The 21,969-nt window shown below is 62.3% G+C and carries 16 protein-coding genes; 7 read left to right on the top strand and 9 right to left on the bottom strand.

Features of this window, described 5'->3' with window-relative positions; translation table 11 throughout:
• Positions 1-117: 117 nt before the first annotated feature.
• Positions 118-1,275, top strand: a complete 1,158-nt coding sequence (locus ACUN0E_RS30695; protein ID WP_445568938.1) for a porin — start codon at positions 118-120, stop codon at positions 1,273-1,275.
• 16 nt (positions 1,276-1,291) lie between these two features.
• On the opposite strand, the gene ACUN0E_RS30690 is transcribed toward ACUN0E_RS30695, so the two are convergent.
• From ACUN0E_RS30690 to nirB, 7 genes are all read right to left on the bottom strand, one after another.
• On the bottom strand, positions 1,292-2,674 hold the full coding sequence (locus ACUN0E_RS30690) for an IS4 family transposase (protein ID WP_445566105.1): 1,383 nt from the start codon (positions 2,672-2,674) through the stop codon (positions 1,292-1,294).
• A 149-nt stretch (positions 2,675-2,823) separates the two neighbouring features.
• Entirely contained in the window at positions 2,824-3,189 is a 366-nt protein-coding gene (locus ACUN0E_RS30685; protein ID WP_408223178.1) for an ArsR/SmtB family transcription factor, read from the bottom strand.
• Positions 3,173-3,646 (bottom strand): SRPBCC family protein, encoded by a 474-nt coding sequence (locus tag ACUN0E_RS30680; protein WP_408223176.1) that lies wholly within the window; start codon positions 3,644-3,646, stop codon positions 3,173-3,175. Before ACUN0E_RS30680 ends, ACUN0E_RS30685 begins: the two co-directional genes overlap by 17 nt.
• 197 nt (positions 3,647-3,843) lie before the next feature.
• Entirely contained in the window at positions 3,844-5,211 is a 1,368-nt protein-coding gene (locus ACUN0E_RS30675) for an MFS transporter (RefSeq protein ID WP_408335401.1), read from the bottom strand.
• A 190-nt stretch (positions 5,212-5,401) separates the two neighbouring features.
• On the bottom strand, positions 5,402-9,601 hold the full coding sequence (locus ACUN0E_RS30670; protein WP_445568937.1) for a molybdopterin-dependent oxidoreductase: 4,200 nt from the start codon (positions 9,599-9,601) through the stop codon (positions 5,402-5,404).
• A 43-nt stretch (positions 9,602-9,644) separates the two neighbouring features.
• Positions 9,645-9,998 carry a nitrite reductase small subunit NirD gene (gene nirD, locus ACUN0E_RS30665; RefSeq protein WP_445568936.1) on the bottom strand — a complete coding sequence of 118 codons (354 nt, stop codon included), beginning with the start codon at positions 9,996-9,998 and terminating at the stop codon, positions 9,645-9,647.
• Positions 9,999-10,032: 34 nt separating this feature from the next.
• Positions 10,033-12,573, bottom strand: a complete 2,541-nt coding sequence (nirB, locus tag ACUN0E_RS30660) for a nitrite reductase large subunit NirB (RefSeq protein WP_445568935.1) — start codon at positions 12,571-12,573, stop codon at positions 10,033-10,035.
• Positions 12,574-12,880: 307 nt separating this feature from the next.
• Here nirB and ACUN0E_RS30655 point away from each other — a divergent pair, with 307 nt between their 5' ends.
• Positions 12,881-13,105 (top strand): hypothetical protein, encoded by a 225-nt coding sequence (locus ACUN0E_RS30655; RefSeq protein WP_445568934.1) that lies wholly within the window; start codon positions 12,881-12,883, stop codon positions 13,103-13,105.
• A gap of 8 nt (positions 13,106-13,113) precedes the next feature.
• Here the strand turns inward: ACUN0E_RS30655 and ACUN0E_RS30650 are convergent, their stop codons facing one another.
• Together ACUN0E_RS30650 and glcC are read right to left on the bottom strand one after the other, a co-directional pair.
• On the bottom strand, positions 13,114-13,989 hold the full coding sequence (locus ACUN0E_RS30650; RefSeq protein WP_445568933.1) for an MOSC domain-containing protein: 876 nt from the start codon (positions 13,987-13,989) through the stop codon (positions 13,114-13,116).
• A 178-nt stretch (positions 13,990-14,167) separates the two neighbouring features.
• Positions 14,168-14,935: a transcriptional regulator GlcC gene (gene glcC, locus ACUN0E_RS30645; protein WP_445568932.1), complete on the bottom strand. Its 768-nt coding sequence runs from the start codon at positions 14,933-14,935 to the stop codon at positions 14,168-14,170.
• Positions 14,936-15,185: 250 nt separating this feature from the next.
• Between glcC and glcD the strand changes: the two genes are divergently transcribed.
• From glcD to ACUN0E_RS30620, 5 genes are all read left to right on the top strand, one after another.
• A complete protein-coding gene (gene glcD / locus ACUN0E_RS30640; RefSeq protein WP_445568931.1) occupies positions 15,186-16,685 on the top strand; it encodes a glycolate oxidase subunit GlcD in 1,500 nt (499 codons plus the stop codon).
• Positions 16,685-17,752, top strand: a complete 1,068-nt coding sequence (glcE, locus tag ACUN0E_RS30635) for a glycolate oxidase subunit GlcE (protein WP_445568930.1) — start codon at positions 16,685-16,687, stop codon at positions 17,750-17,752. The genes glcD and glcE overlap by 1 nt, the downstream gene beginning before the upstream one ends.
• A gap of 36 nt (positions 17,753-17,788) precedes the next feature.
• Positions 17,789-19,081 (top strand): glycolate oxidase subunit GlcF, encoded by a 1,293-nt coding sequence (gene glcF / locus ACUN0E_RS30630; RefSeq protein ID WP_445568929.1) that lies wholly within the window; start codon positions 17,789-17,791, stop codon positions 19,079-19,081.
• 19 nt (positions 19,082-19,100) lie between these two features.
• Positions 19,101-19,505: a heme-binding protein gene (locus tag ACUN0E_RS30625; protein ID WP_120291848.1), complete on the top strand. Its 405-nt coding sequence runs from the start codon at positions 19,101-19,103 to the stop codon at positions 19,503-19,505.
• A gap of 102 nt (positions 19,506-19,607) precedes the next feature.
• Positions 19,608-21,782: a malate synthase G gene (locus ACUN0E_RS30620; protein ID WP_445568928.1), complete on the top strand. Its 2,175-nt coding sequence runs from the start codon at positions 19,608-19,610 to the stop codon at positions 21,780-21,782.
• Positions 21,783-21,969 lie beyond the last annotated feature (187 nt).

Below are 21,969 nucleotides of genomic sequence, written 5' to 3'. Positions count from 1 at the left end.
CGCGAATCCCATCTCGAATAGCAGAATCCGGGCTTTGCCAATAAGCAGCGGCCTTTGAACCCATTCGAACCCGTTTCGAACCATTGGGTCGCTCACTACCAATGTCTGGAGCTCACAATGAAAAAGAATGTCATCGCCACCGCGGCAATCACCGCACTCGCCTCGCTGGCGGCCCCGTCCGCCTTCGCGCAAAGCAGCGTGACCCTGTACGGCGTGCTTGATGAAGGCATCGACTACACCAACAACGCCGGGCGCGGCGCGGTCTGGGAAATGGCGAGCGGCTATGCGCAAGGCAGCCGCTGGGGCATGAAGGGCTCGGAAGATCTGGGCGGCGGCATGAAGGCGGTGTTCCAGCTGGAAAACGGCTTCGATGTGAGTTCGGGGCGGCTTGGCCAGGGCGGCCGCATGTTCGGCCGCCAGGCCTACGTAGGCTTGAGCGACGATCGGTTCGGCACGCTCACGCTCGGGCGCCAGTACGACTCGGTGGTCGACTATCTCGCGCAGACCACCGCTAACGGCAACTGGGCCGGCTACCTGTTTGCGCACCCGTACGACAACGACAATACGGACAACTCGTTCCGCCTCGGCAACAGCGTGAAGTACGCGAGCCCGGAGATCGCAGGCTTCCAGTTCGGCGGCGTGTACAGTTTCAGCAACGACACGAACTTCGCGAACAACCGCGCCTATAGCTTTGGCGGCCAGTATGCGAACGGCGGACTGCTGATTGCAGCCGCGTACCTGCAGGCGAACAATCCGGGCGCGGGTTCGAGCGGCGCGATCACCGCGAACGACGCGAGTTTCATCGCCGGACGCATGCGGGTGTTCGGCGGCGGCATCAACTACACGTTCGGTGCGGCGACCGCCGGTTTTGCTTACACCAACTCAAACTATAAGGATCCCACCGGCAACGGCTATATCGGCATCCCGCTGGCGGCGTCCGGTGTCAGGTTGAATACGCTGAAATATCAGAATTTCGAAGTGAACGGCAAATACCAGTTCACGCCGGCTTTCTTTATCGGCGCGCAGTATGTGTACACGATGGAAAACTACGATGCGTCGACCGGCAGCGTGAAGCCGAAGATTCACTCGGTCGGTTTGATGGCGGATTACAACCTGTCCAAGCGCACGGACGTATACGTGCAGGGCGAGTACCAGAAGGTCGCGGGCGATTCGACCAACTCGATTCTCGACAGCGCGTTCATTCCGGGCGTGCAGGCGCCGTCGTCGACGGGGAATCAGGTTGCCGTACGGGTCGCGCTGCGGCACAAGTTCTAAGACGAATGGCACTTACTTAAGCCCGAGCCCGAGGAGCGTGCCCATATTTTCGGACGCGCTCGCGTGCGATGTGACGAGGCTCTTTCAGCCATGGATAAGACTTCGGTCTTCGTTTGCGCATTCGTGGTTCGATGCGACCGGGGCGGTTCCCAACACGAGACTGCGCGATCAGCTTGAACAGGACACTCTGGTCGTGAGTTGCCGTCAGACCCCTGGCCAGCCATTCAGTCCATAGCTGCACGGCGTGCTTGAAACTCAGTGTTCTCGGATCGGTGGCGCAGTGGCTGGCGGCTTGGGCCATCAGCAGCCGAATCACGTTGTAGGCCAGCAGATGGACCCACATCTCCTTCTCGTTCATGTGGGCAGTCTGGCAATGCAGCACATCCATGCCCATCGTCGTCTTGATGTTACGTAGATCCAGTTCCACGTTCCAGCGCCTGGCATACAACTGCGAGAGGTCCTGTTTGCTGGTCTTGTGTGCATCAAGCATCGTGGTGACCAGCACCCGGTGATGCAGCCTGCATTCGCGCACCATCAGTTCATCGGGGAAGGCCTGGTACTGCTCACGCGTCATCCAGGCGGGGCACTGCCGGGGTTTGGGCCACGTCACAATGTGATCGCGCGTGCCCTGCGACTTGCCTCGCCGAAAGTCGGTGCGGCGCGCCCCATGCTGTTCCATCACGACATCCACTCCGGCGGCGATCATTGAGGCCATCAGAAAGTAGTGGCAGTACAAGGCATCGGCGACAATCACGTCACCTCGACGAAACGTGTTTTCCAGCATGCGAAACGCCGTCAGCTCCCCGCTGCCTTTGCCCGCGTAAGTTCCGACAGCCGCCTCCAGCACTGCGCCGCTTGCCAGACAGATCACCGCAACCAGATAGGCTAACGGAAATCCCACGCCTTCGGCCTGAGCACTGGACTGTGGGAAGCGCGCCTGGTTCGACGGCGTATCGGGCATCGAGATCCCGGTGCCGTCAACCAGCTTGACCGGGCGCCCGCGCCACTTCCAGGCCGGCTCGGCCTGCTCGTGCAGTTGACGCCCCGTCTCGCGCGCCAACTCCCGGACCATTGTCAGCGGCAGTCTCTGGCGAGCGCGGCAGTAGCCTCCCGTGCGCACGCTCGTGGGCCGCAGCCCGTCGGCAACTCGCTGCGCGGCCCACCCGTTGACTGCCTTCTGACAGGAGGCATCCTCTTCCAGCGCCTGGCGCATGAACATCGACAGCGTCACCGTCGGCGGATACAGCCGTTCTCGATGCGCTGGCAAATACGCTTCGGTGGCGGCCAATAGCTGCGGGCTCGTCAGTATGTTGAAGTAGTCCACAGACTGTGTCCTGCGCGCCCGGCTTTGAACTGTGCTTCGTGTTTGCCTATGATGACTTCGTGAATTACGATCCATGGTGGCTGATCCTTGGAATGAGACGGTGTTTGCCTGGTAACAACCATCCTATCAATCCTTCGATCAGCCGCCTCCCTTTCTCTTCAAGCACTTACCCCCGTCTTCTCCTCCATGCAGGCTTAAGTAAGTGCCATTCGTTCTAAGACCCCTCACTCCTCCACCGCCGCCTTCAACCTCAGCAACGCGTGATCCCACTGCTGCGAGATCGCTTCGAGCGCGCGCCGCGCTTCGTCCAGATGTGCCGGTTCGAACGCCCATAAGCGTTCACGGCCCACCTTGACGTCGCGCACGAGGCCCGCGTCGGCGAGCACCTGCAAATGCTGCGTGATCGACTGCCGGGTGATTTCCGTGCCGGCAGTCAACTGCGCGATCGACATCGCACTGCCCGCGCACAACACGGCGATCAGACGCAGGCGTGTCTCGTCGCCGAGCGCCGCAAAAATCTGCGCGGAACTTCGCAGCATGGCCGCCTTCACTCGCGCATGACCGGTCGCCGGCTTATCCCTTGGCGACATGCTTTTCGATATTGACCATCTGCTGTTCCCAGCCACCGCTATTCAGGCGGAACGCCTCTTCACGCCGTGCGGCTGGAATCCGGTCGAAGCCTGATTCGACCACGCGCAGCAAGGTGCCCGAGTCGACCTCGGTCAGTTCGAATGCCACCAGCGTGGTCGGCTCCGGTGAGTAGTCGATCGAGATATCCACCGCGGCCGGATGCCAGCGAAACGACAGATGATGTTCCGGTTCGACCCGCTCGACCAGCACGTCCATAACAAGATGTTCGTAGCCTGGATACGTGATGTTGCCTTGCACGGACTGGCCGGCGACAAACTGTTTGCCGCTGAAATTCACGCCGAACCAATTGCCGAATTCTTCGGCGTTGGACAATGCGCGCCACACTCGCGAGCGCGGCGCCTTCAGCAGAATCTGTTTTTCGATGCGATCGGTTGATGAGTCAGATGATGGGTTCATATGCAGCCTCCTGACTGCATATTAGGTGCGCAACCCGCAACATGCAAGTATTTGCCTGCGTATTTTTTGGCTCACAGCAAACGCCACCGAGGCATGGCAGCGCCGCCGTCTCAACCACCGATCTTGGCCACTATCTTGCCGAACGCGCCGCGCGACCGCCATCGGCAGACACGCATCGGCGCGGATGCCGAATTACATTACTCCGTTGCGTGTGCATGCATCACGTTGGTGTGCATGGACCACGCCATCCACGGACGGCGCAGTGCGACGATCGCGAGGAACGCGCAAGCCGCCAGCGCGCCGAAGGTCGCAAAGCCCATCTGATAGCTGCCCGTGCTTTCCTTCGCGATGCCCATCACGACCGGCAGATAGAATCCGCCGATGCCGCCCGCGGCGCCGACGATGCCCGACATCAGGCCGGTGCGGCCGGCCCAACGATGCGGTACCAGCTGGAAGGTCGCGCCATTACCGAGACCGAAGGCCAGGTACAGGCATAGCAGCAGCGCAATTCCGCCCGCCATCGAAGGCATTGCAGCGGCGAACACGAAGTCACACAGCGAAATGACCGCCAGCAGGAAGGTCAACGCACGCACACCTGACACCTTGTCGGCGATCAAGCCGCCGAACGGCCGCACGATCGCGCCGGTTGCGGCAAGCAGCGCCATGAACAGACCCGCGTCGATCTTCGACAGTTGATACAGATTGGTCAGCAGCAGCGAAACATACGAGGACATGCCGACAAAACCGCCGAAGGTGATGCTGTACACCAGCATGATCACCCACGTGTCGCGCTCGCCCAGCACCGTGCGATAGCGCTTGGGCAGCACCGCAATCGCCAGCAGCGCGCCAATCACCGGCAACAGCAGCACACCGGTCTTGCCCGAACCGAACAGACCCGCTTCGACCAGCAGCACAAGCACGATCAAACCGACGAGCGTGACGGCAAAGCTGCCGAACGCGCGCAGCACGCTGCCCGATTTGATACCGGAATCATTGGCCCAGAAGTACAGCGTGATTGCGGCAATCGCGAGCAACGGCAGTGCGCCGGCAGTCGCCATTTGCCAGCCGTAGTGCGTGGCCAGTTGCGGGAACATGAAACCGTCGAGTACCGCGCCAATATTGCCGGCGGCAGCGAGACCGAGCACCAGGCCCTGCACCTTCGGTGGATAGTTGCTCCCTGCCATTGGCAGCGCCACGGCGAAGCTTGCACCGCCCACGCCAAGGAACACGCCGAGTACCAGCAACACGGTGTACGACGGCACGGATGGCATCAGCGGCAGCACAATCGTCGGCACTGCCGAAAGCAAGACGCCCATTAACGCGATGCGCTTGCCGTGCGCCGATTGATACAGATTGCCGAGCGTCACGCGCAGAATGGCCGCCGACAGCACCGGCACGGCGACCAGCAAACCCTGCTGGGCGGGTGTCATCGCAATGCTCTTGCTGATGAACGGCGCGAGCGGCCCGTACAGCACCCAAACGGTGAAGCCAGTGTCGAAATAGAGAAAGCACGCCACTAACGCTCGCCAATCCCCGCTCTTCAGAGAGCTCATCACGCTTTTCATTAGACATCCTCACATATTCTGATTGTTCGATTACCAGGTTCGCGGCGCCTGGCACGGCGCACCGAAACGGTCACGATGTTGAATACCGGCATTAACACGCAAGCTCCATGCCATTCGGGTCCATCTACTGAGGCGTTATTGGGTGTTCTCCGAAGCCGTGAAACCGCACAGGTTCCGTCTGCTTCAAAAATCAATAAACGTCGCGTACGTAGCGCTTTTCCTGCACCAAACGGGCCACATAATCGGTGGCTTTTTCTTCGCTCATGTCACCGTGCTGGGCGACCACGTGCTTAAGTGTTGCGTCGACGTCTCTCGCCATCCGGCTTGCGTCACCGCAAACATAGAAATGCGCACCTTCTTCGAGCCATGACCACAGTTGCGCACCCTGCTCGCGCATGCGGTCCTGCACATAGATCTTTTCCGTTTGATCGCGTGAAAACGCCACATCGAGCCGGGTCAACACACCGCTGTCGCGCATCGCCTCAAGTTCGTCGCGATAGTAGAAATCGGTGGCCGCATGTTGTTCGCCGAAGAACAGCCAGTTACGTCCCTTGTCACCGCGTGCACGCCGCTCGTGCAAAAAACCGCGAAACGGTGCAACGCCAGTGCCGGGACCGACCATGATGATCGGCGTATCCGAAACGTGAGGAGGCCGAAAGTGTGCGGATTTCTGCACGAATACCGGTACGCTGACGTCGCCGGCACGGTCGGCGAGAAACGTCGACGAGACACCCTTTCGATGGCGGCGGCCATTGCTGTAGCGAACCGCTGAAACCGTCAGATGAACTTCGCCGGGATGCGCCTTCGGACTCGATGCAATCGAGTACAAACGCGGTTGCAGACGCTTGAGCACGCCGGTCAATTCGGTGGCCGTCAACGTCACCGGAAATTCGTGGAGCACGTCCGCGAGTTGTTGACCCCATAGCCATTGTTTGAGATCGGACTTGCGCTCCGGCATCAACAGGTCGCGCAGCGAGCTGTTGATGCTGCGCGCAGCGATAAACGCGAGCGAATCCGGGCTGGGACGCGCGATCTCGTAGTGCTTGCCGAGCGCATCGGCGAGACGCATTTCGCCGACGCCTGACACGTTGACCGCCACGTCGGGGCTCAGGCCGCTCAGGCTGATCAACTCGTCGACCAGTTCGGGGCAATTACTCGGCCATACGCCCAGCGCATCGCCCGCTTCATATTCGATGCCCGAGTCACCCGCACTCAACGAGAAGTAGCGCGTATCCTTCGCCGCGCCCTGTTTGTTCAGTTGCAGGTTCCTGACGAGCCGCGATGCGGCCGGGCGCGTTTTGGTCGGCACGGCGCCTGGCACCATGGCGTTGATCATGCCGCCCGGCGGCACGGCATGCAGCGCCGCATCTTCTTCGGTGATGCGCACGATGATGCGTTCGAGCCAGGCGTCGGCACTTTCCTGATACTCGCTGTCGCAGTCGACGCGATCCATCAGACGCAGCGCGCCTTGTTCGGCAAGACGCTCATCAAGCCGATGACCGTGCCCGCAAAACTGATCGTAGTTGCGATCGCCCAGCGCGAGCACCGCATAGCGCATGCCGTCGAGACGCGGCGCTGCGTCGCTGCTCAGCTGGGACCAGAAACTTTGCGCGTTGTCAGGCGGATCGCCGTCGCCGAATGTGCTCGTCATGAGTAACACGTATTGCGATTTCGCGAGTGCCGATACCGGATAGTCCGCCATGCATGAGGTGCGGATTTCGAAGCGCGACTCCATCAAACGCGTGGCATAACACTCCGTAAGCGATTCTGTGTTGCCGGTTTGCGAGGCCCACAGCAGCGTGACTTTGGGCCTTGCGCGCACAATGCGCACGCCGGCAGCGTGCGCGTCGGCCTGCGGCGCGGCAAGCGCACCCACAGGCGCGGCCGCATTCGTTCCGACGCGGCTATAAAGTCCGGCCAGCAAGCCGTCCACATATAGACGATTCGTCCGCTCAAACGGTGCGCTGTCCGGCAACACCGGCACGCTGACGATGCCCTGTGCTTCGGCCGAACGCAGGCCGCTGACGAAACCCGTCAGATACGTCCGCTCGGTCTCCGTGAAGGACGGCTCGGGTGTCTGCGGAAGTTGCAACAGGCGGCAAAGTGCTTCGATACGGGGCATGTCCTGTTCCTCGACGTTCGCCGATAGAGCGCTCGCCGGCGTAGCGCCGGTTGCAACGGCAGGCCCGCCGGTAAGCGTCTCGTCATCGGTAATCGAAATCGGCTCGATGGCTTCAACCGCAACCGGGCTCAGCGCGACCGCACAGAACTTGAGTTCGGGTTGCTGCGAGATCGGATCGATTGCGTCACTGGTGACTGCGTTGATGCACAGGTCGTCCCCGAACACGTCGTTCCAGTGCATCGGCGCAAAACAGTTGCCTGCCTGCACGCGCTCCGTGACGACCGCGGGCAATACGGCGCGTCCGCGCCGTGAACGGATCTCGACGGGGTCCTTGGCCTTGATGCCGAGCGTGGCCGCATCTTCCGGATGAATCTCGACGAACGGGCCAGGGTTGAGCTTGTTGAGCATTGCGACCTTGCCGGTCTTGGTCATGGTGTGCCATTGATGCTGCAAGCGGCCCGTATTCAGCACGATCGGAAATTCCCGATCCGGCAATTCGGCCGGGGCCGCAAAAGCACGAGCGAAGAACACCGCTTTGCCGCTTGCGGTCGGAAATACCAACCGCGGACGGCTACCGTCGGCGAGTTCCTTCAGCGTCTGACTGACGCCGTCGTTGATGTAGCGAATCGGATTGCGGTCAGTCGTGTTGTCAGCGGCAAGCGGCCATTGCAGCGGCTTGCCCTTCAGCCGGCGATGGCTTGCGCCGCGCAGGTCGTAACCCGTTTTCGGATTCGACACGCGGGTAATTTCCGCGAAAACTTCTTCGGCGCTCGCATAGGTGAACGCCGCGGCGAAACCCATTTCACAGGCGACACGCGCGATGATCTGCCAGTCCGGCAACGCGGCGCCCGGCGGCTCGATGCCCTTCTGCATCAGCGTCAGGTTGCGCTCCGAGTTGATCATCACGCCTTCGGCTTCGGCCCACAGCGCGCCGGGCAACAACACGTCGGCGTAACGGTTGGTCTCGGTGTCGAGGAACGCGTCCTGCGAAATCACGAGCTCCGCCGCGCGCAATCCAGCGATAGCGTTCTGACGATTCGCGACACTCGCGACCGGATTGGTGCAGATGATCCAGCACGCCTTGATCTCGCCCGCGGCCATGCGGGTGAACATATCAATCGTACCGTTGCCGACTTCGGTCTTCAGCGTGCCCTTTGGAACACCCCACAGATCTTCGATAAATGTGCGGTCTTCTTCGACCAGTACCGAACGCTGCCCGGGCAAACCCGGACCCATGTAGCCCATCTCACGGCCGCCCATCGCGTTGGGTTGGCCCGTCAATGAGAACGGACCGCTGCCGCGGCGGCAGATCTTGCCGGTAGCGAGATGCAGATTGCAGATCGCGTTGGTGTGCCACGTACCGTGCGTACTCTGATTGAGGCCCATGGTCCAGCAGCTCATCCACTCCGGCGCGGCGCCGATCATCTGTGCGGCCCGGCGAATGTCCTCTGCGGCGAGGCCCGTGATTTCCGCGACTTTCTCCGGCGTGTAGGCCGCGAGGAAAGCCGGCATCGCGTCCCAGCCTTGAGTCGCGTCCGCGATAAAAGACACATCTGTATGGCCGTTTTCGTGCAGAAGATGCAGCAGGCCATTGAGCAAAGCCAGATCGGTACCCGGCTTGATCTGCAGAAAGAGATCGGCCTTGTCAGCCGTCGTATTGCGGCGTGGATCGACCACGATCAGTTTCGCGCCGGCCTTCACGCGATCCATCATGCGCAGGAACAGAATCGGGTGACAGTCAGCCATATTCGCACCGATCACGAAGAACAGGTCGGCGTGATCGATGTCTTCATATGACCCTGGCGGCCCGTCCGCACCGAGCGAGAGCTTGTAGCCGCTGCCCGCGCTCGCCATGCAAAGACGCGAATTCGATTCGATATTGTTGGTGCCGACAAAACCCTTCGCGAGCTTGTTGACGAGGTACTGCGCCTCGATCGACATCTGCCCGGACACATAAAACGAGAGCGCGTCCGGTCCATGCGCGTCGAGCAGGCCGCGCAAACGCGCCGCTGTGTCGCTGATTGCCTGCGCCATCGGCAACGGCACCGGATCCTGGTCGCGGGCATGACGCACGAACGCGCCCTCCAGACGCCCCGACTTGCGCAACGCGACATGCGCCGACTGACCCTTCGTGCAGAGCCGTCCGAAGTTAGACGGATGCTCTTTATCGCCAGAGATTTTCACGACCTGCCCGTCCTCGACGTGCAGCACCATTCCGCAGCCGACGCCGCAGTAGGGGCACACCGTTTTTACGCTGCTGGAGGACATGGCAGGCGGCATCGCTCGGTAAAGTTGGCAAGCAATCAATGACTCACATCGCGACCCACACCTGCCCGTTTTCCACTCGCGCGGCGAACGCGCTGACGGAATACGCCGGTGTTTCGAGGCACTCGCCGGTGCGCAGATCGAAGTGATGCTTGTAGATCGGCGAAGCGACCACGAGACGTTCGCCGAGACTGCCGATCAAGCCGCGCGAAAGCACCGCCGCTTGCGAGCCCGGGTCGTAGTTTTCGATCGCATACACGATGCTGTCCGCGTCACCGTTACTCACATGAAATACCGCGACCTGTTCACCGTTGACGAGCGCGCACACGCCCGTGTTGGGAACGATCTCGTCGAGCGGGCAAACCGGTGTCCAGGCAAGTGGAACGTGGTCAAGTTTCATGGCGGAGGTCCTCGGTGAATGACGCAAAAAAGAATCAAACGGTTTCGGCAACCACAGGAATCGAAGCGAGCTGCGAGCGTCGTTCGGTCGTCGTCGCGGGCCGGATCTGACCACGTTCCTCGACGAAGGTGACATTGCTGTCCGGCTCGCCGCTGTTGACGAAGTGACGGAAGCGCTTGCGTGTCTCAGGATCGGTGACGGCCTTCTTCCATTCGCATTCGTAGGTTTCGACCACATGCTGCATTTCCACTTCGAGGTCCGCGGCCACACCCAGACGATCGTTGACGACCACGTCGATCAGATAGTCGAGGCCGCCCTCGAGGTTGTCGCGCCACACGCTGGTGCGTTGCAACCGGTCTGCCGTGCGCACGTAGAACATCAGGAAGCGGTCGATGTAGCGCACCAGCGTTTCTTTATCGAGGTCCGACGCGAGCAATTCAGCATGGCGTGGTTTCATGCCGCCGTTGCCGCAGACGTAGAGATTCCAGCCCTTCTCGGTGGCGATGATGCCGACGTCCTTGCCTTGTGCTTCCGCGCATTCGCGCGTGCAGCCGGATACGCCGAACTTGATCTTGTGCGGCGTACGCAGGCCCTTGTAGCGGTTCTCGAGTTCGATCGCGAGACCCACCGAATCGCCGACGCCATAGCGGCACCATGTCGAACCGACACACGACTTCACCGTGCGCAGCGATTTTCCGTACGCATGGCCCGACTCGAAACCGGCTGCGATCAGTTCTTCCCAGATGAACGGCAGTTGCTCGACCCGCGCACCGAACAGGTCGACGCGCTGGCCGCCGGTGATCTTGGTGTAGAGGCCGTATTTCTTCGCCACCTGGCCGACGGCGATCAAACCGTCAGGCGTCACCTCACCCCCTGCCATGCGCGGCACCACCGAATAGGTGCCGTCGCGCTGGATGTTGGCGAGGTAGTAGTCGTTGGTGTCCTGTAACGAAGCGTGCTCCTTCTTCAGCACGAATTCGTTCCAGCACGACGCGAGGATGCTCGCCACGGCCGGCTTGCAGATATCGCAGCCGAGGCCGTGTCCGTGCTTCGCCAGCAATTCGCCGAAGCTGCGCGTGCCTTCCACGCGCACGAGGTGATACAGCTCCTGACGTGAGTGCGGGAAGTGTTCGCACACGTGGTTATTGACCGCGAGGCCCTGCTTCTTCATCTCGGCCTTCATCACCTGCGTGACGAGCGGCACGCAGCCGCCGCACGAGGTGCCGGCCTGGGTCGCGCACTTCAACGCGCCAATGTCGGTCGCACCCGCGCAGACGGCGGCGCACAGGTCGCCCTTCGAGACGTTGTTGCACGAGCAGATCTGCGCGGTGGCGGGCAAGGCCTCGACGCCGAGCGCCGGTTTCGCCTTGCCGTCGGACGACGGCAGGATCAGGAATTCAGGCGACTCCGGCAACTCGATCCGGTTCAGCATCATCTGCAGCAGCGTGCCGTACTCGCTCGCGTCGCCCACCATCACGCTGCCGAGCAGATACTTGCCGCAATCGGACACCACCAGCTTCTTGTAGACCTGCTTGCGTTCGTCGCTGAACTGATAGGTGCGGCTGCCCGGCGTGTTGCCGTGCGCGTCGCCGATGCTGGCGACGTCCACGCCCATCAGCTTCAGTTTGGTGCTCATATCGGCGCCGGCAAATTCCGCCGGGTCGCCGAGCAGTTGCTTGGCCACCGTACGCGCCATGTCATAACCGGGTGCGACGAGGCCGAACAGTTGACCGTTCCACAGCGCGCACTCGCCGACCGCATAGATGTGCGGGTCGCTGGTGCGGCACGCGTTGTCGATCACGATGCCGCCACGTTGCCCGAGTGCCAGGCCGCTTTCGCGTGCGAGGTCGTCGCGCGGCCGAATGCCCGCGGAGAACACGATCATGTCGGTGTCGAGGAAACTGCCGTCGGCAAATTGCATGCGGTGCGTGCCACTCTCGCCGTCGACAATCGCCGAGGTGTTCTTCTGCGTGTGGACCGTCAGGCCGAGTTCTTCGATTCTGGTGCGCAGCACGCGGCCGCCGCCGTCATCCACCTGCACCGCCATCAGGCGTGGCGCGAATTCAACCACGTGCGTTTCCAGCCCCATGTCGCGCAATGCTTTCGCGCATTCGAGACCCAGCAGACCGCCGCCGAGCACCGTACCGGTCTTCGAGCGTGCGCCGCACTCCTGCATGGCTTCGAGGTCGTCGATGGTGCGATAGACGAAGCAATCGGCCCGCTCGCGGCCCGGCACGGGCGGCACGAACGGATAGGAGCCCGTGGCGAACACCAGCTTGTCGTACGGCAATGTCTCACCGGTCGAGACCGTCACGATGCGCGCCTCGCGATCGATCGCCACCGCTTTCGCATTCAGCTTCAGCAAGACGTTCTGGCGTTCGAAGAAACCCGGCTCGACGAGCGACAGATCGTCAGCCGTCTTGCCCGCGAAGAATTCCGACAGGTGCACGCGATCGTATGCCGGCCGGGATTCTTCGCACAGCACAGTGATGTCGAGGCCATGCGCCGCGTCCTGTGCCAGGCATTCGACCAGTTTGTGGCCGACCATCCCGTGACCGATAACGATGATTTTCATGACCGCGGCGTCCTCAATGTGCTGTGCTTCGATCGCTGACGTGGGCATCTGGCGAAAGCGATTCCGGAAATAAAAACGGCGTCCCGCGAACCCAGTCGATGACTGAATTCGGGGGACGCCGTTGTCCTGACCTGTGCTGCAGCGAGTACGTTGTTGTCGCACTCACGACGAATCTACGTTGATCCGCTGGCAAGGCTTAACGCAAAGGCTGTGCCAATTGCGCGAACTTCCCATTGAAGCCCCGTGGCACGTGGCTTGGGGACGAATGGCACAGACGTGCCGCGGACATGATGCGCGGCTCGCTTTGATGCAGCGAAGCACATGGATGGTGCGGCGCAGCACTGTACGCGTGCGAGCGGCGAGTACCCGGTGCGTGGCCGACACGCCGGCGCCCACGCTGGTCGCCGTGACTCGCCTCGTGCGCGACGAGGACAGGAACGAATCGTTGCGCTCCGGATTCAACCATCATTTCGTCAAGCATCGTGTCGATGCAGGTGATCCTGGCGGCGCTGACCGGGCTTGGCCGGCATGAGTCCCAAGCTAATCGCCAAAACCCAATTCGGCTTCGACCGCCTGCCCGACCCGTAGCCACGCCCCTGCTCCCCGCGCGACGATTGCATTGTTGCCGAACGTCAACGCCCCGTCTCGCTGCGGATTCGCCCGGTAAACGCTCATCGTGTCGGTGGGTTCGTTCGGCCAGTCGGGATCGGGCGCGCCCTTTGCCTGATCGATGGTCGGCATCGGACAGCGCGAGCACGGCTTGACCAGTTGCAGTTGCACGGTTTGATCCTCTACGCCTTCGACACTCAGGCTCTCGACATAATCCTCTTCGTACGCTTCGAGTCCCGCCAGCACGACGTTGGGGCGAAACCGGTTGATCGGAATCGACGGTGCGCCCTTGCTGTTGAGGCGCACATTCAGATCGTCGAGCGAGGCTTGCCCGATCACGAGTAGCGGAAAACCATCGGCGAAATACGTGGTGGCGCCACCGACGCTCCCGGTGTAGTCCGGATCGACTATCCGTTCGCGCTCGGGATTGAAGCGCAGAAGCCGCGCCGGCACGCCGAGAAAAGTTGAAAACCATGCCGCGCTTTCTTCGCCGGTGTCGAGCCCGTAGGCCGCGTCGCGCCACACCGCGGTTTGCACCTTTTGCGGTGCGCTGAGTCCGGCTGCGTCGAGCGGCGTGCGCAGTTCGTTCATGCCCGGCGCGCGCATCACGAGTTCATGTTCGCCGAGTTCGACCTGAATCAGCGCCATGCGTGGAAACGCGCGCTGCGTGAACATCGCGCCGCTCGGGTCGGTGACCATCCAGCATCGATCGTATTCGAGGCCCGTGGCGAGCAGGCGCGCTTCATTGAGCGCAATGCCGGCGCAGGATTTGATCGGATAGACAAACAGCTCGCTGATCGTAGGCATGGTGTGGAGCGTGGGGAACACGCGATTTCTTGTGTTAATGCGCGATTGTAAAGCGCATATCGGCAGCGTTGTGGCACCCGTCTGCATCCCATCTGCACTACCCGCACCATCTGCGTTGAAAACGCTGCGCCGGAAACTTCGCGCCTTCGAGCGCAAACCGCTGTGCCACGCTGTGCTGCTATTCCCAACCTTCCAGCCGCAGCGTTGCGCGCACGAGCCGCTGCTCTTCCTGTTCGATTTCCCGTAGGTTCGCACACACGCTGTCGATATGATCGGCCGCGGCCTTACGCGCCTGTCCGGGCAGCTTGCCGGTGACGGCGTTGTAGAGCCGTGCATGCTGACGATCGATTACCCGCTTTTGCGGCTCGCGGTGATAAAGATTGTTCACCGAGGCGAACACCGAACTCAGCAGCAGATCGGTCAGCGTGCTCAAGGTATGCACCAGCACCGGGTTATGCGAGGCCTCGCAAATTGCGAGGTGAAACGCATGATCGAGCCGCGCGTGGGTAGACGCACTCGTCTCCTTGCCGTGCGCCGCGAGCATTTCTTCGTAGCGTCGCGTGATCAGCACGAAATCGGCGGGCGTGCCGCGCAGCGCCGCAAGCCGTGCGGACTCCGCTTCGAGCAAGGCGCGCACTTCGAACAGATCGTAGAGCGTGCGCGGCTGCGAGCCGAGCAAATGCATCATCGGCGTGAGCGTGGGTTGCGCGGTGAGGCTTGCGACAAACGAACCCTTGCCGTGCGAGGTCTCGATGATGCCACGCGCCCGCAAGAGCTTGAGCCCTTCGCGCAGCGCTGTGCGCGACACGCCGAGCTTGTCGGTGAGGCGCCGCTCGGACGGCAGCGCCTGCCCCGTTTTCAGCACGCCGTCGACGATCAATCGTTCGATACGCTCGGCAACGACGTCCGCCACCTGCCGCGAGCCTTCCTGATCCGCTGTCTGCATTGCAATTCCAACTGGTATGACCACCTTGGAATGCTAACACGCAGGAATGAGCCACATCCTTTGTAACCCATATATATCAACTCATCTGGCGTATCCAGTCTGAATCCATCAATTCAAAAACTGGTACGACCACTTGCTTCATCTGTCGACACCAACCGCCATAGCCGCAACAATCCCGCCTGAGACACGCTCGCACGCCCGTGCCCACGGGTGCGACCACCAGGTTCGCGCGGCACCAGGAGACTCCCCCATGAGCTATCAGTACGACGAGCGCATCGACGGCGCGCTTGCGACACACGACAAATCCGCGGTCGTTGCGCAACTGCAAGCGCTGATCCCCGATCTGCAACTCCTGCATGAACAGGAAGATCTACGTCCGTTCGAATGCGACGGCCTCGCCGCTTATCGCGCGACGCCGATGCTGGTCGCGCTGCCCGACAAGGTCGAACAGGTCGAAGCGCTGCTGAAATTCGCCCATGCCCAAAAGATTCCAGTGGTCGCGCGCGGTGCCGGTACTGGTTTGTCGGGCGGCGCACTGCCATTGGACAAAGGCATTCTGCTGGTGATGGCGCGCTTTAACCGGATTCTCGGCGTCGATCCCGAGGCCGGCATCGCCCGCGTGCAACCCGGCGTGCGCAATCTCGCGATCTCGCAGGCCGCCGCGCCCCACGGCATGTATTACGCGCCGGACCCCTCGTCGCAGATTGCCTGCTCGATCGGTGGCAATGTCGCGGAAAACGCCGGTGGCGTGCACTGCCTGAAGTACGGACTGACCGTCAACAATATCCTGAAGCTCGAGATCCTCACTGTCGACGGCGAGCGCATCACGCTCGGCTCGGATGCACTGGATGCACCCGGTTTCGATTTCCTCGCACTCTTCACCGGCTCGGAAGGCATGCTCGGCATCGTCACCGAAGTCACCGTGAAGCTGCTCACCAAGCCGCAAAGTGCGAAGGTCCTGCTCGCCAGTTTCGACGACGTCGAGCAAGCCGGCGCGGCGGTCGCGCAAATCATCGGCGCGGGCGTGATCCCGGGCGGGCTCGAAATGATGGACAACCTCGCGATTCGCGCCGCGGAAGACTTCATCCACGCAGGCTACCCGGTCGACGCCGAAGCAATCCTGCTATGCGAAGTCGACGGCGCGGAAAGTGACGTACAGGAAGACGTGGAACGGGTCGAAGCGCTCCTGCGCGCGGCGGGCGCAACCGATATCCGGCTTGCGAAAGACGAAGCCGAACGCCAGCGTTTCTGGGCCGGTCGCAAAAACGCATTCCCCGCGGTGGGCCGCATCTCCCCGGATTACTACTGCATGGACGGCACGATCCCGCGCCGCGAATTGCCGCGTGTGCTCAAAGGCATCGAAGACCTCTCGAACGAATATGGGCTGCGCGTGGCCAACGTGTTTCATGCAGGCGACGGCAACATGCATCCGCTGATCCTGTTCGACGCGAACGCGCCTGGCGAGACCGAACGCGCCGAAGCCCTCGGCGCGAAGATCCTCGAACTCTGCGTGGCGGTGGGTGGCAGCATCACCGGCGAACACGGCGTGGGCCGCGAAAAGATCAACCAGATGTGCGCGCAGTTCAATAGCGACGAACTGAGCTTCTTCCATGCGCTGAAAGCCGCTTTCGACCCGAGCGGCCTCCTGAACCCTGGCAAGAACGTGCCGACCCTGCACCGCTGCGCCGAATTCGGCTCAATGCACGTCCACCACGGCGCACTGCCCTTTCCTGAACTGGAGCGATTCTGATGCTGATCGAACCGGTATCGATGGACGATAGCGAACGGCTCGTCGCCGAAGTCTCGCAAGCGTGCGCAAGCGGTACGCCGCTGAAAATTCGCGGCGGCAACAGCAAGGCTTTTCTCGGGCGCCTGGTGTCGGGCACGCCAATCGACACGCGCTCGCATCGCGGCATCGTCAGTTACGACCCGACTGAACTCGTGATCACGGCGCGCGCGGGCACGCCGGTCGCTGAACTGAACGCCGCGCTGGATGCGGCCGGTCAGATGCTGCCATGCGAGCCACCCACTTTCGACGGCGCGGCCACCGTCGGCGGGATGGTTGCCGCCGGTCTCGCCGGTCCGCGCCGGCCGTGGTCCGGTGCGGTACGCGACTTCGTGCTGGGATGCCGCGTCATTACCGGTCAGGCGAAGCAACTGCGCTTCGGCGGTGAAGTGATGAAGAACGTCGCGGGCTACGACGTCTCGCGCCTGCTGACTGGCAGCTTCGGCTGTCTTGGCCTGATCACCGAAGTCTCCCTCAAGGTGTTGCCGAAGCCGCGCGCGACCGGCAGTCTCACGCTCGATCTCGGCGCAGGCGAAGCGCTGCGCGAACTGTCCGCGTGGCGCAAGGCGGCGCTACCGGTCAGCGGTGCCTGTCATGTCGACGGACGCCTGCATGTACGGCTCGAAGGCGGCATGGGGTCGGTGGCTTCGGCCGTGGACCGCATCGGCGGCGCCGAACTCGATGTGCGGTTCTGGGACGCGCTGCGCGAACACCGTCTGGCGTTTTTTGACGACCCGCGGCCGTTGTGGCGCCTCTCGCTGCCGAACGCTTCGCCGCTGACCAGTTTGCCCGGCGACACGCTGCTCGACTGGGCCGGCGCGCAACGCTGGCTGAAAAGCGACGCGCCAGCCGCGACGATCCGCCAGATCGCGCATGCTGCCGGCGGCCACGCGACCTGCTTCACGCCCCGCGCGGACGCCGAGCCGTTCACGCCACTGCCGGATGCGCTGTTGCGCTTTCACCAGCAGTTGAAGCAGCAACTCGATCCGCGCGGCCTCTTCAACCCCGGCCGTCTTTATGCCGGTTTGTGAACGCCGGCCTGTGAAGCCCTGAAGGCAAACGACACCATGCAAACCAATCTCAGCGACGCCGCCAAAACCCTGTCGCGTGCCGACGAAGCCGAACAGATCCTGCGCTCGTGCGTGCATTGTGGCTTCTGCAACGCGACTTGCCCGACCTATCAACTGCTCGGCAACGAACTCGACGGGCCGCGCGGGCGCATTTATCTGATCAAACAGATGCTCGAAGGCGAGCCGGTCACGCAGAAAACCCAGTTGCACCTCGACCGCTGCCTGAGCTGCCGCAACTGTGAAACCACCTGCCCGTCAGGTGTCACCTATCACGCGCTGCTCGATATCGGCCGTGCCGAACTGGAGCGGCGCATTATTCGCCCTGCTTCGGAACGCCTGCTGCGCGAGGGTTTGCGCCGCGTGATCCCGAATCCGGCGGTGTTCAACGCGCTGCTTAAAACTGGCCAGGCCATGCGGCCGTTTCTTCCGGCCGCGCTTGGACGTAAAATCCCCAAGCGAAGCGCTCAGGCAAACGCTGGGACAAAACTGAGGCCGGCGTCGCGGCATCCGCGCAAAATGCTGATGCTGGAAGGCTGCGTGCAACCCGCGCTGTCGCCGAACACCAACGCGGCCGCCGCGCGTGTGCTGGACCGGCTGGGCATCAGCATCGTGGATGCCAGCCGGGCCGGCTGCTGCGGGGCGACCGATTATCATCTGAATGCGCAAGCGGCAGGCCTTGCGCGGGCACGGCGCAATATCGACGCGTGGTGGCCCGCCATCGAGGCCGGCGCCGAGGCGATCGTGCAAACCGCGAGCGGCTGCGGCGCGTTCGTCAAGGAGTACGGGCATCTGTTGCGCGACGACCCTCGCTATGCGTCAAAAGCGCAGCGGGTCAGCGAACTGGCGCGAGACCTCGTGGAGGTATTGGCTAACGAGCCGCTCGATCAGTTGCAGGCGAGTCAATCGCCGGCGAAGTTGCTAACGCAGGGGCTAACGCAGGCGTCAACGCCGTTGCCAGATGAGGCGCGGCGGAAAATCGCGTTTCACTGCCCCTGCACGTTGCAGCATGCGCAGAAGCTGGGCGGCGCGGTCGAGTCGATCCTGCAACGGCTCGGCTTCGATCTCACCGCCGTGCCCGACGCCCATCTGTGTTGCGGATCGGCGGGCACGTATTCGATCACCCAGCCGGAGCTTGCGGAAAGATTACGGAGCAACAGGCTCGATGCGCTGGAAAGCGGCAAGCCGGAGATGATCGTCACGGCCAACATCGGTTGCCAGACGCATCTGGACGGCGCCGGGCGCACTCCGGTGCGCCACTGGATAGAACTTGTAGAAGCATCCCTACCATAAACGAAACAGGAAATTCATTATGCTGAGCAAACCCGTTTTGACCGTTGCCGAAACGACCCGAATCCTCGAAGCCGCCCGCGCGGAAGCCGAGAAGAACCAGTGGGCCGTCGCTATCGTGGTGGTCGACGACGGTGGCCACCCACTCGGCATGCTGCGTCTGGACGGCAGCGCGCCGGCCAGCTCGTACATCGCGACGGAAAAGGCCCGCACTTCGGCGATTGGCCGCCGCGAGACCAAGGTGTACGAAGACATGATCAACAACGGCCGCACGGCATTCCTGAGCGCGCCGTTGCAAGGCACGCTGGAAGGCGGCGTGCCGGTGATCGTCGACGGCCAGGTGGTCGGCGCGGTCGGCGTGTCGGGCGTCAAGTCGGATCAGGACGCGCAAATCGCCAAGGCGGGTATTCAAGCGATCGCAGCTTAAGTTCGACATCCGTTCGGATGCGTTCAAAGCGGCATCAATAAAAGCAAGAAGCACAACAGGGACCGATGCCCCCACATCGGTCCCATTCAGATGGAGCAGTCGATGACTCAGATGAACCCGCGCGGTGGACTGCAAGTCGCCGCCAACCTCGACCAGTTCGTCGAAACCGAAGCCCTGCCCGGCACCGGACTCGACAGCGCCGCATTCTGGTCGGGTTTCGACGCCCTCGTACACGAGCTGGCGCCCAAAAACCGTGCGCTGCTGGCCGAGCGCGACCGCCTGCAAACCGAACTCGACACCTGGCATCGCGCCAATCCGGGTCCGGTGCGCGATCTGCACGCGTACCGCGCCTTCCTCGAAGGCATCGGCTACATCGTGCCGTCGCCGGCAAGCGTCAAAGCCACGACCGACCACGTGGACACCGAAATCGCCGAACAGGCCGGCCCGCAGCTCGTGGTGCCGCTGTCGAATCAGCGCTATGCGCTCAACGCTGCCAACGCACGCTGGGGCAGCCTGTACGACGCGCTGTACGGCACCGATGCGATCCCCGAGACCAACGGCGCTGAAAAGCAGAAGGCCTTCAACCCCGTGCGCGGCGCCGCGGTGATCGCTTATGCCCGCAAGTTTCTCGATCAGGCCGCGCCGCTCGCGAACGGCTCGCACGTCGATGCCACGCTTTATAGCGTCGAGGGCGGCAAGCTCGTGGTTACGCTGAAGAGCGGCAAGACCGAACTGAAGACGCCGGCGCAGTTCATCGGCTATCAGGGCGACGCGAGCGCACCGTCGGCCGTGCTGTTGAAGCACAACGGCCTGCACTTCGAAATCCAGATCGACGCGAACGATTCGATCGGCAAGACCGATTCGGCGCACGTGAAGGACGTGCTGGTCGAAGCAGCGGTGAGCACGATCATCGATTGCGAAGACTCCGTTGCCGCCGTTGATGCTGACGACAAGGTCCAGTTGTATCGCAACTGGCTCGGCCTGATGGACGGCAACCTGACGGAAGAAGTCACGAAGGGCGGCAAGACCTTCACGCGCCGTCTGAACGCCGATCGCGAGTACACCGGTGCGGATGGAAAATCGCAAGTCAAGCTGCATGGCCGCTCGCTGCTGTTCATCCGCAACGTCGGTCATTTGATGACGAACCCGGCGGTGCTGACGAAAGACGGCCTGGAGATTCCGGAAGGCATTCTAGACGGCGTCATCACCACGCTGTGCGCATTGCACGACCGCAAGCACAAGCTGAATTCGCGCACCGGCTCGATCTATATCGTGAAGCCGAAAATGCACGGTCCGGCCGAAGTCGCATTCGCGAGCGAGTTGTTTTCGCGCGTCGAAGACCTGCTGAAGCTGCCGCGCAACACGATCAAGATGGGCATCATGGACGAGGAGCGCCGCACCTCCGTCAATCTGCTCGCCTGTATCGGCGAAGCATCGGAACGTGTCGCGTTCATCAACACGGGTTTCCTCGACCGCACCGGCGACGAAATGCACACGGCGATGGAAGCCGGTCCGATGATGCGCAAGGGCGACATGAAGTCGAGCGCATGGATCACCGCGTACGAGCGCAGCAACGTGCTGGCCGGTTTGAGCGCGGGCCTGCGTGGCCGCTCGCAGATCGGCAAGGGTATGTGGGCAATGCCGGACCTGATGCACGCCATGCTCGAACAGAAGATCGCGCATCCGAAGGCTGGCGCGAACACCGCGTGGGTGCCCTCGCCGACCGCCGCGACGCTGCACGCGTTGCACTATCACCAGGTCGACGTGCAAGCGGTTCAGCAGGAACTCGAACGCACAGACTACGCGAAAGTGCGCGACGAACTGCTCGACGGCCTGCTGACGATTCCTGTGGTTGCAGAGGCGAAGTGGAGCGCGGACGAGATCCGCAGCGAAGTCGAGAACAACGCGCAAGGCATTCTCGGCTACGTGGTGCGCTGGATCGATCAGGGTGTCGGTTGCTCGAAGGTGCCGGACATTCACAACGTCGGCCTAATGGAAGACCGTGCAACGCTGCGTATCTCCAGCCAGCACATCGCCAACTGGCTGCATCATGGCGTGGTGACCCGTGAGCTGGTCGAAGAAACTTTCAGGCGCATGGCGAAGGTGGTCGACGAGCAGAACGCGGGCGATCCGCACTACCAGCCGATGGCGCCTGGCTTCGACACGCTGGCCTTCAAGGCCGCGCAGGCGCTGGTATTCGAAGGACGCCAGCAGCCGAGCGGCTATACGGAACCGTTGCTGCACAAGTTCCGGCTGGAAGTGAAGAAGGCGCAGTAAAGGCTGTTTGGGCCGCGGCCTGGGTGTAAGGCTCGATTTTTTGGGCTCGGACCATAGCCGCGGACCACGCCGGAAAGAAAGACGGGCGCCGCATGATGCGGCGCCCGTTTTAATTTGCGCGGTAGTGCTGCGCGTTGCTTCTGCGTGAAACATTTGCGGCGGTGAAATCAGGCCGTGCGTTCAAACA

This window comes from Paraburkholderia sp. D1E (assembly GCF_052682275.1).
The sequence above is the reverse complement of the archived record's forward strand: the minus strand, read 5'-3'. Positions and strand labels throughout refer to the sequence as shown.

What these genes read in the sequence shown, in the direction of transcription:
- ACUN0E_RS30695 (WP_445568938.1), top strand. Translation starts at nt 118, where the DNA reads ATGAAAAAGAATGTCATCGCCACCGCGGCAATCACCGCACTCGCCTCG.
- ACUN0E_RS30690 (WP_445566105.1), bottom strand. Translation starts at nt 2,674, where the DNA reads ATGGATCGTAATTCACGAAGTCATCATAGGCAAACACGAAGCACAGTT.
- ACUN0E_RS30685 (WP_408223178.1), bottom strand. Translation starts at nt 3,189, where the DNA reads ATGTCGCCAAGGGATAAGCCGGCGACCGGTCATGCGCGAGTGAAGGCG.
- ACUN0E_RS30680 (WP_408223176.1), bottom strand. Translation starts at nt 3,646, where the DNA reads ATGAACCCATCATCTGACTCATCAACCGATCGCATCGAAAAACAGATT.
- ACUN0E_RS30675 (WP_408335401.1), bottom strand. Translation starts at nt 5,211, where the DNA reads ATGAAAAGCGTGATGAGCTCTCTGAAGAGCGGGGATTGGCGAGCGTTA.
- ACUN0E_RS30670 (WP_445568937.1), bottom strand. Translation starts at nt 9,601, where the DNA reads ATGTCCTCCAGCAGCGTAAAAACGGTGTGCCCCTACTGCGGCGTCGGC.
- nirD (WP_445568936.1), bottom strand. Translation starts at nt 9,998, where the DNA reads ATGAAACTTGACCACGTTCCACTTGCCTGGACACCGGTTTGCCCGCTC.
- nirB (WP_445568935.1), bottom strand. Translation starts at nt 12,573, where the DNA reads ATGAAAATCATCGTTATCGGTCACGGGATGGTCGGCCACAAACTGGTC.
- ACUN0E_RS30655 (WP_445568934.1), top strand. Translation starts at nt 12,881, where the DNA reads ATGCAGCGAAGCACATGGATGGTGCGGCGCAGCACTGTACGCGTGCGA.
- ACUN0E_RS30650 (WP_445568933.1), bottom strand. Translation starts at nt 13,989, where the DNA reads ATGCCTACGATCAGCGAGCTGTTTGTCTATCCGATCAAATCCTGCGCC.
- glcC (WP_445568932.1), bottom strand. Translation starts at nt 14,935, where the DNA reads ATGCAGACAGCGGATCAGGAAGGCTCGCGGCAGGTGGCGGACGTCGTT.
- glcD (WP_445568931.1), top strand. Translation starts at nt 15,186, where the DNA reads ATGAGCTATCAGTACGACGAGCGCATCGACGGCGCGCTTGCGACACAC.
- glcE (WP_445568930.1), top strand. Translation starts at nt 16,685, where the DNA reads ATGCTGATCGAACCGGTATCGATGGACGATAGCGAACGGCTCGTCGCC.
- glcF (WP_445568929.1), top strand. Translation starts at nt 17,789, where the DNA reads ATGCAAACCAATCTCAGCGACGCCGCCAAAACCCTGTCGCGTGCCGAC.
- ACUN0E_RS30625 (WP_120291848.1), top strand. Translation starts at nt 19,101, where the DNA reads ATGCTGAGCAAACCCGTTTTGACCGTTGCCGAAACGACCCGAATCCTC.
- ACUN0E_RS30620 (WP_445568928.1), top strand. Translation starts at nt 19,608, where the DNA reads ATGACTCAGATGAACCCGCGCGGTGGACTGCAAGTCGCCGCCAACCTC.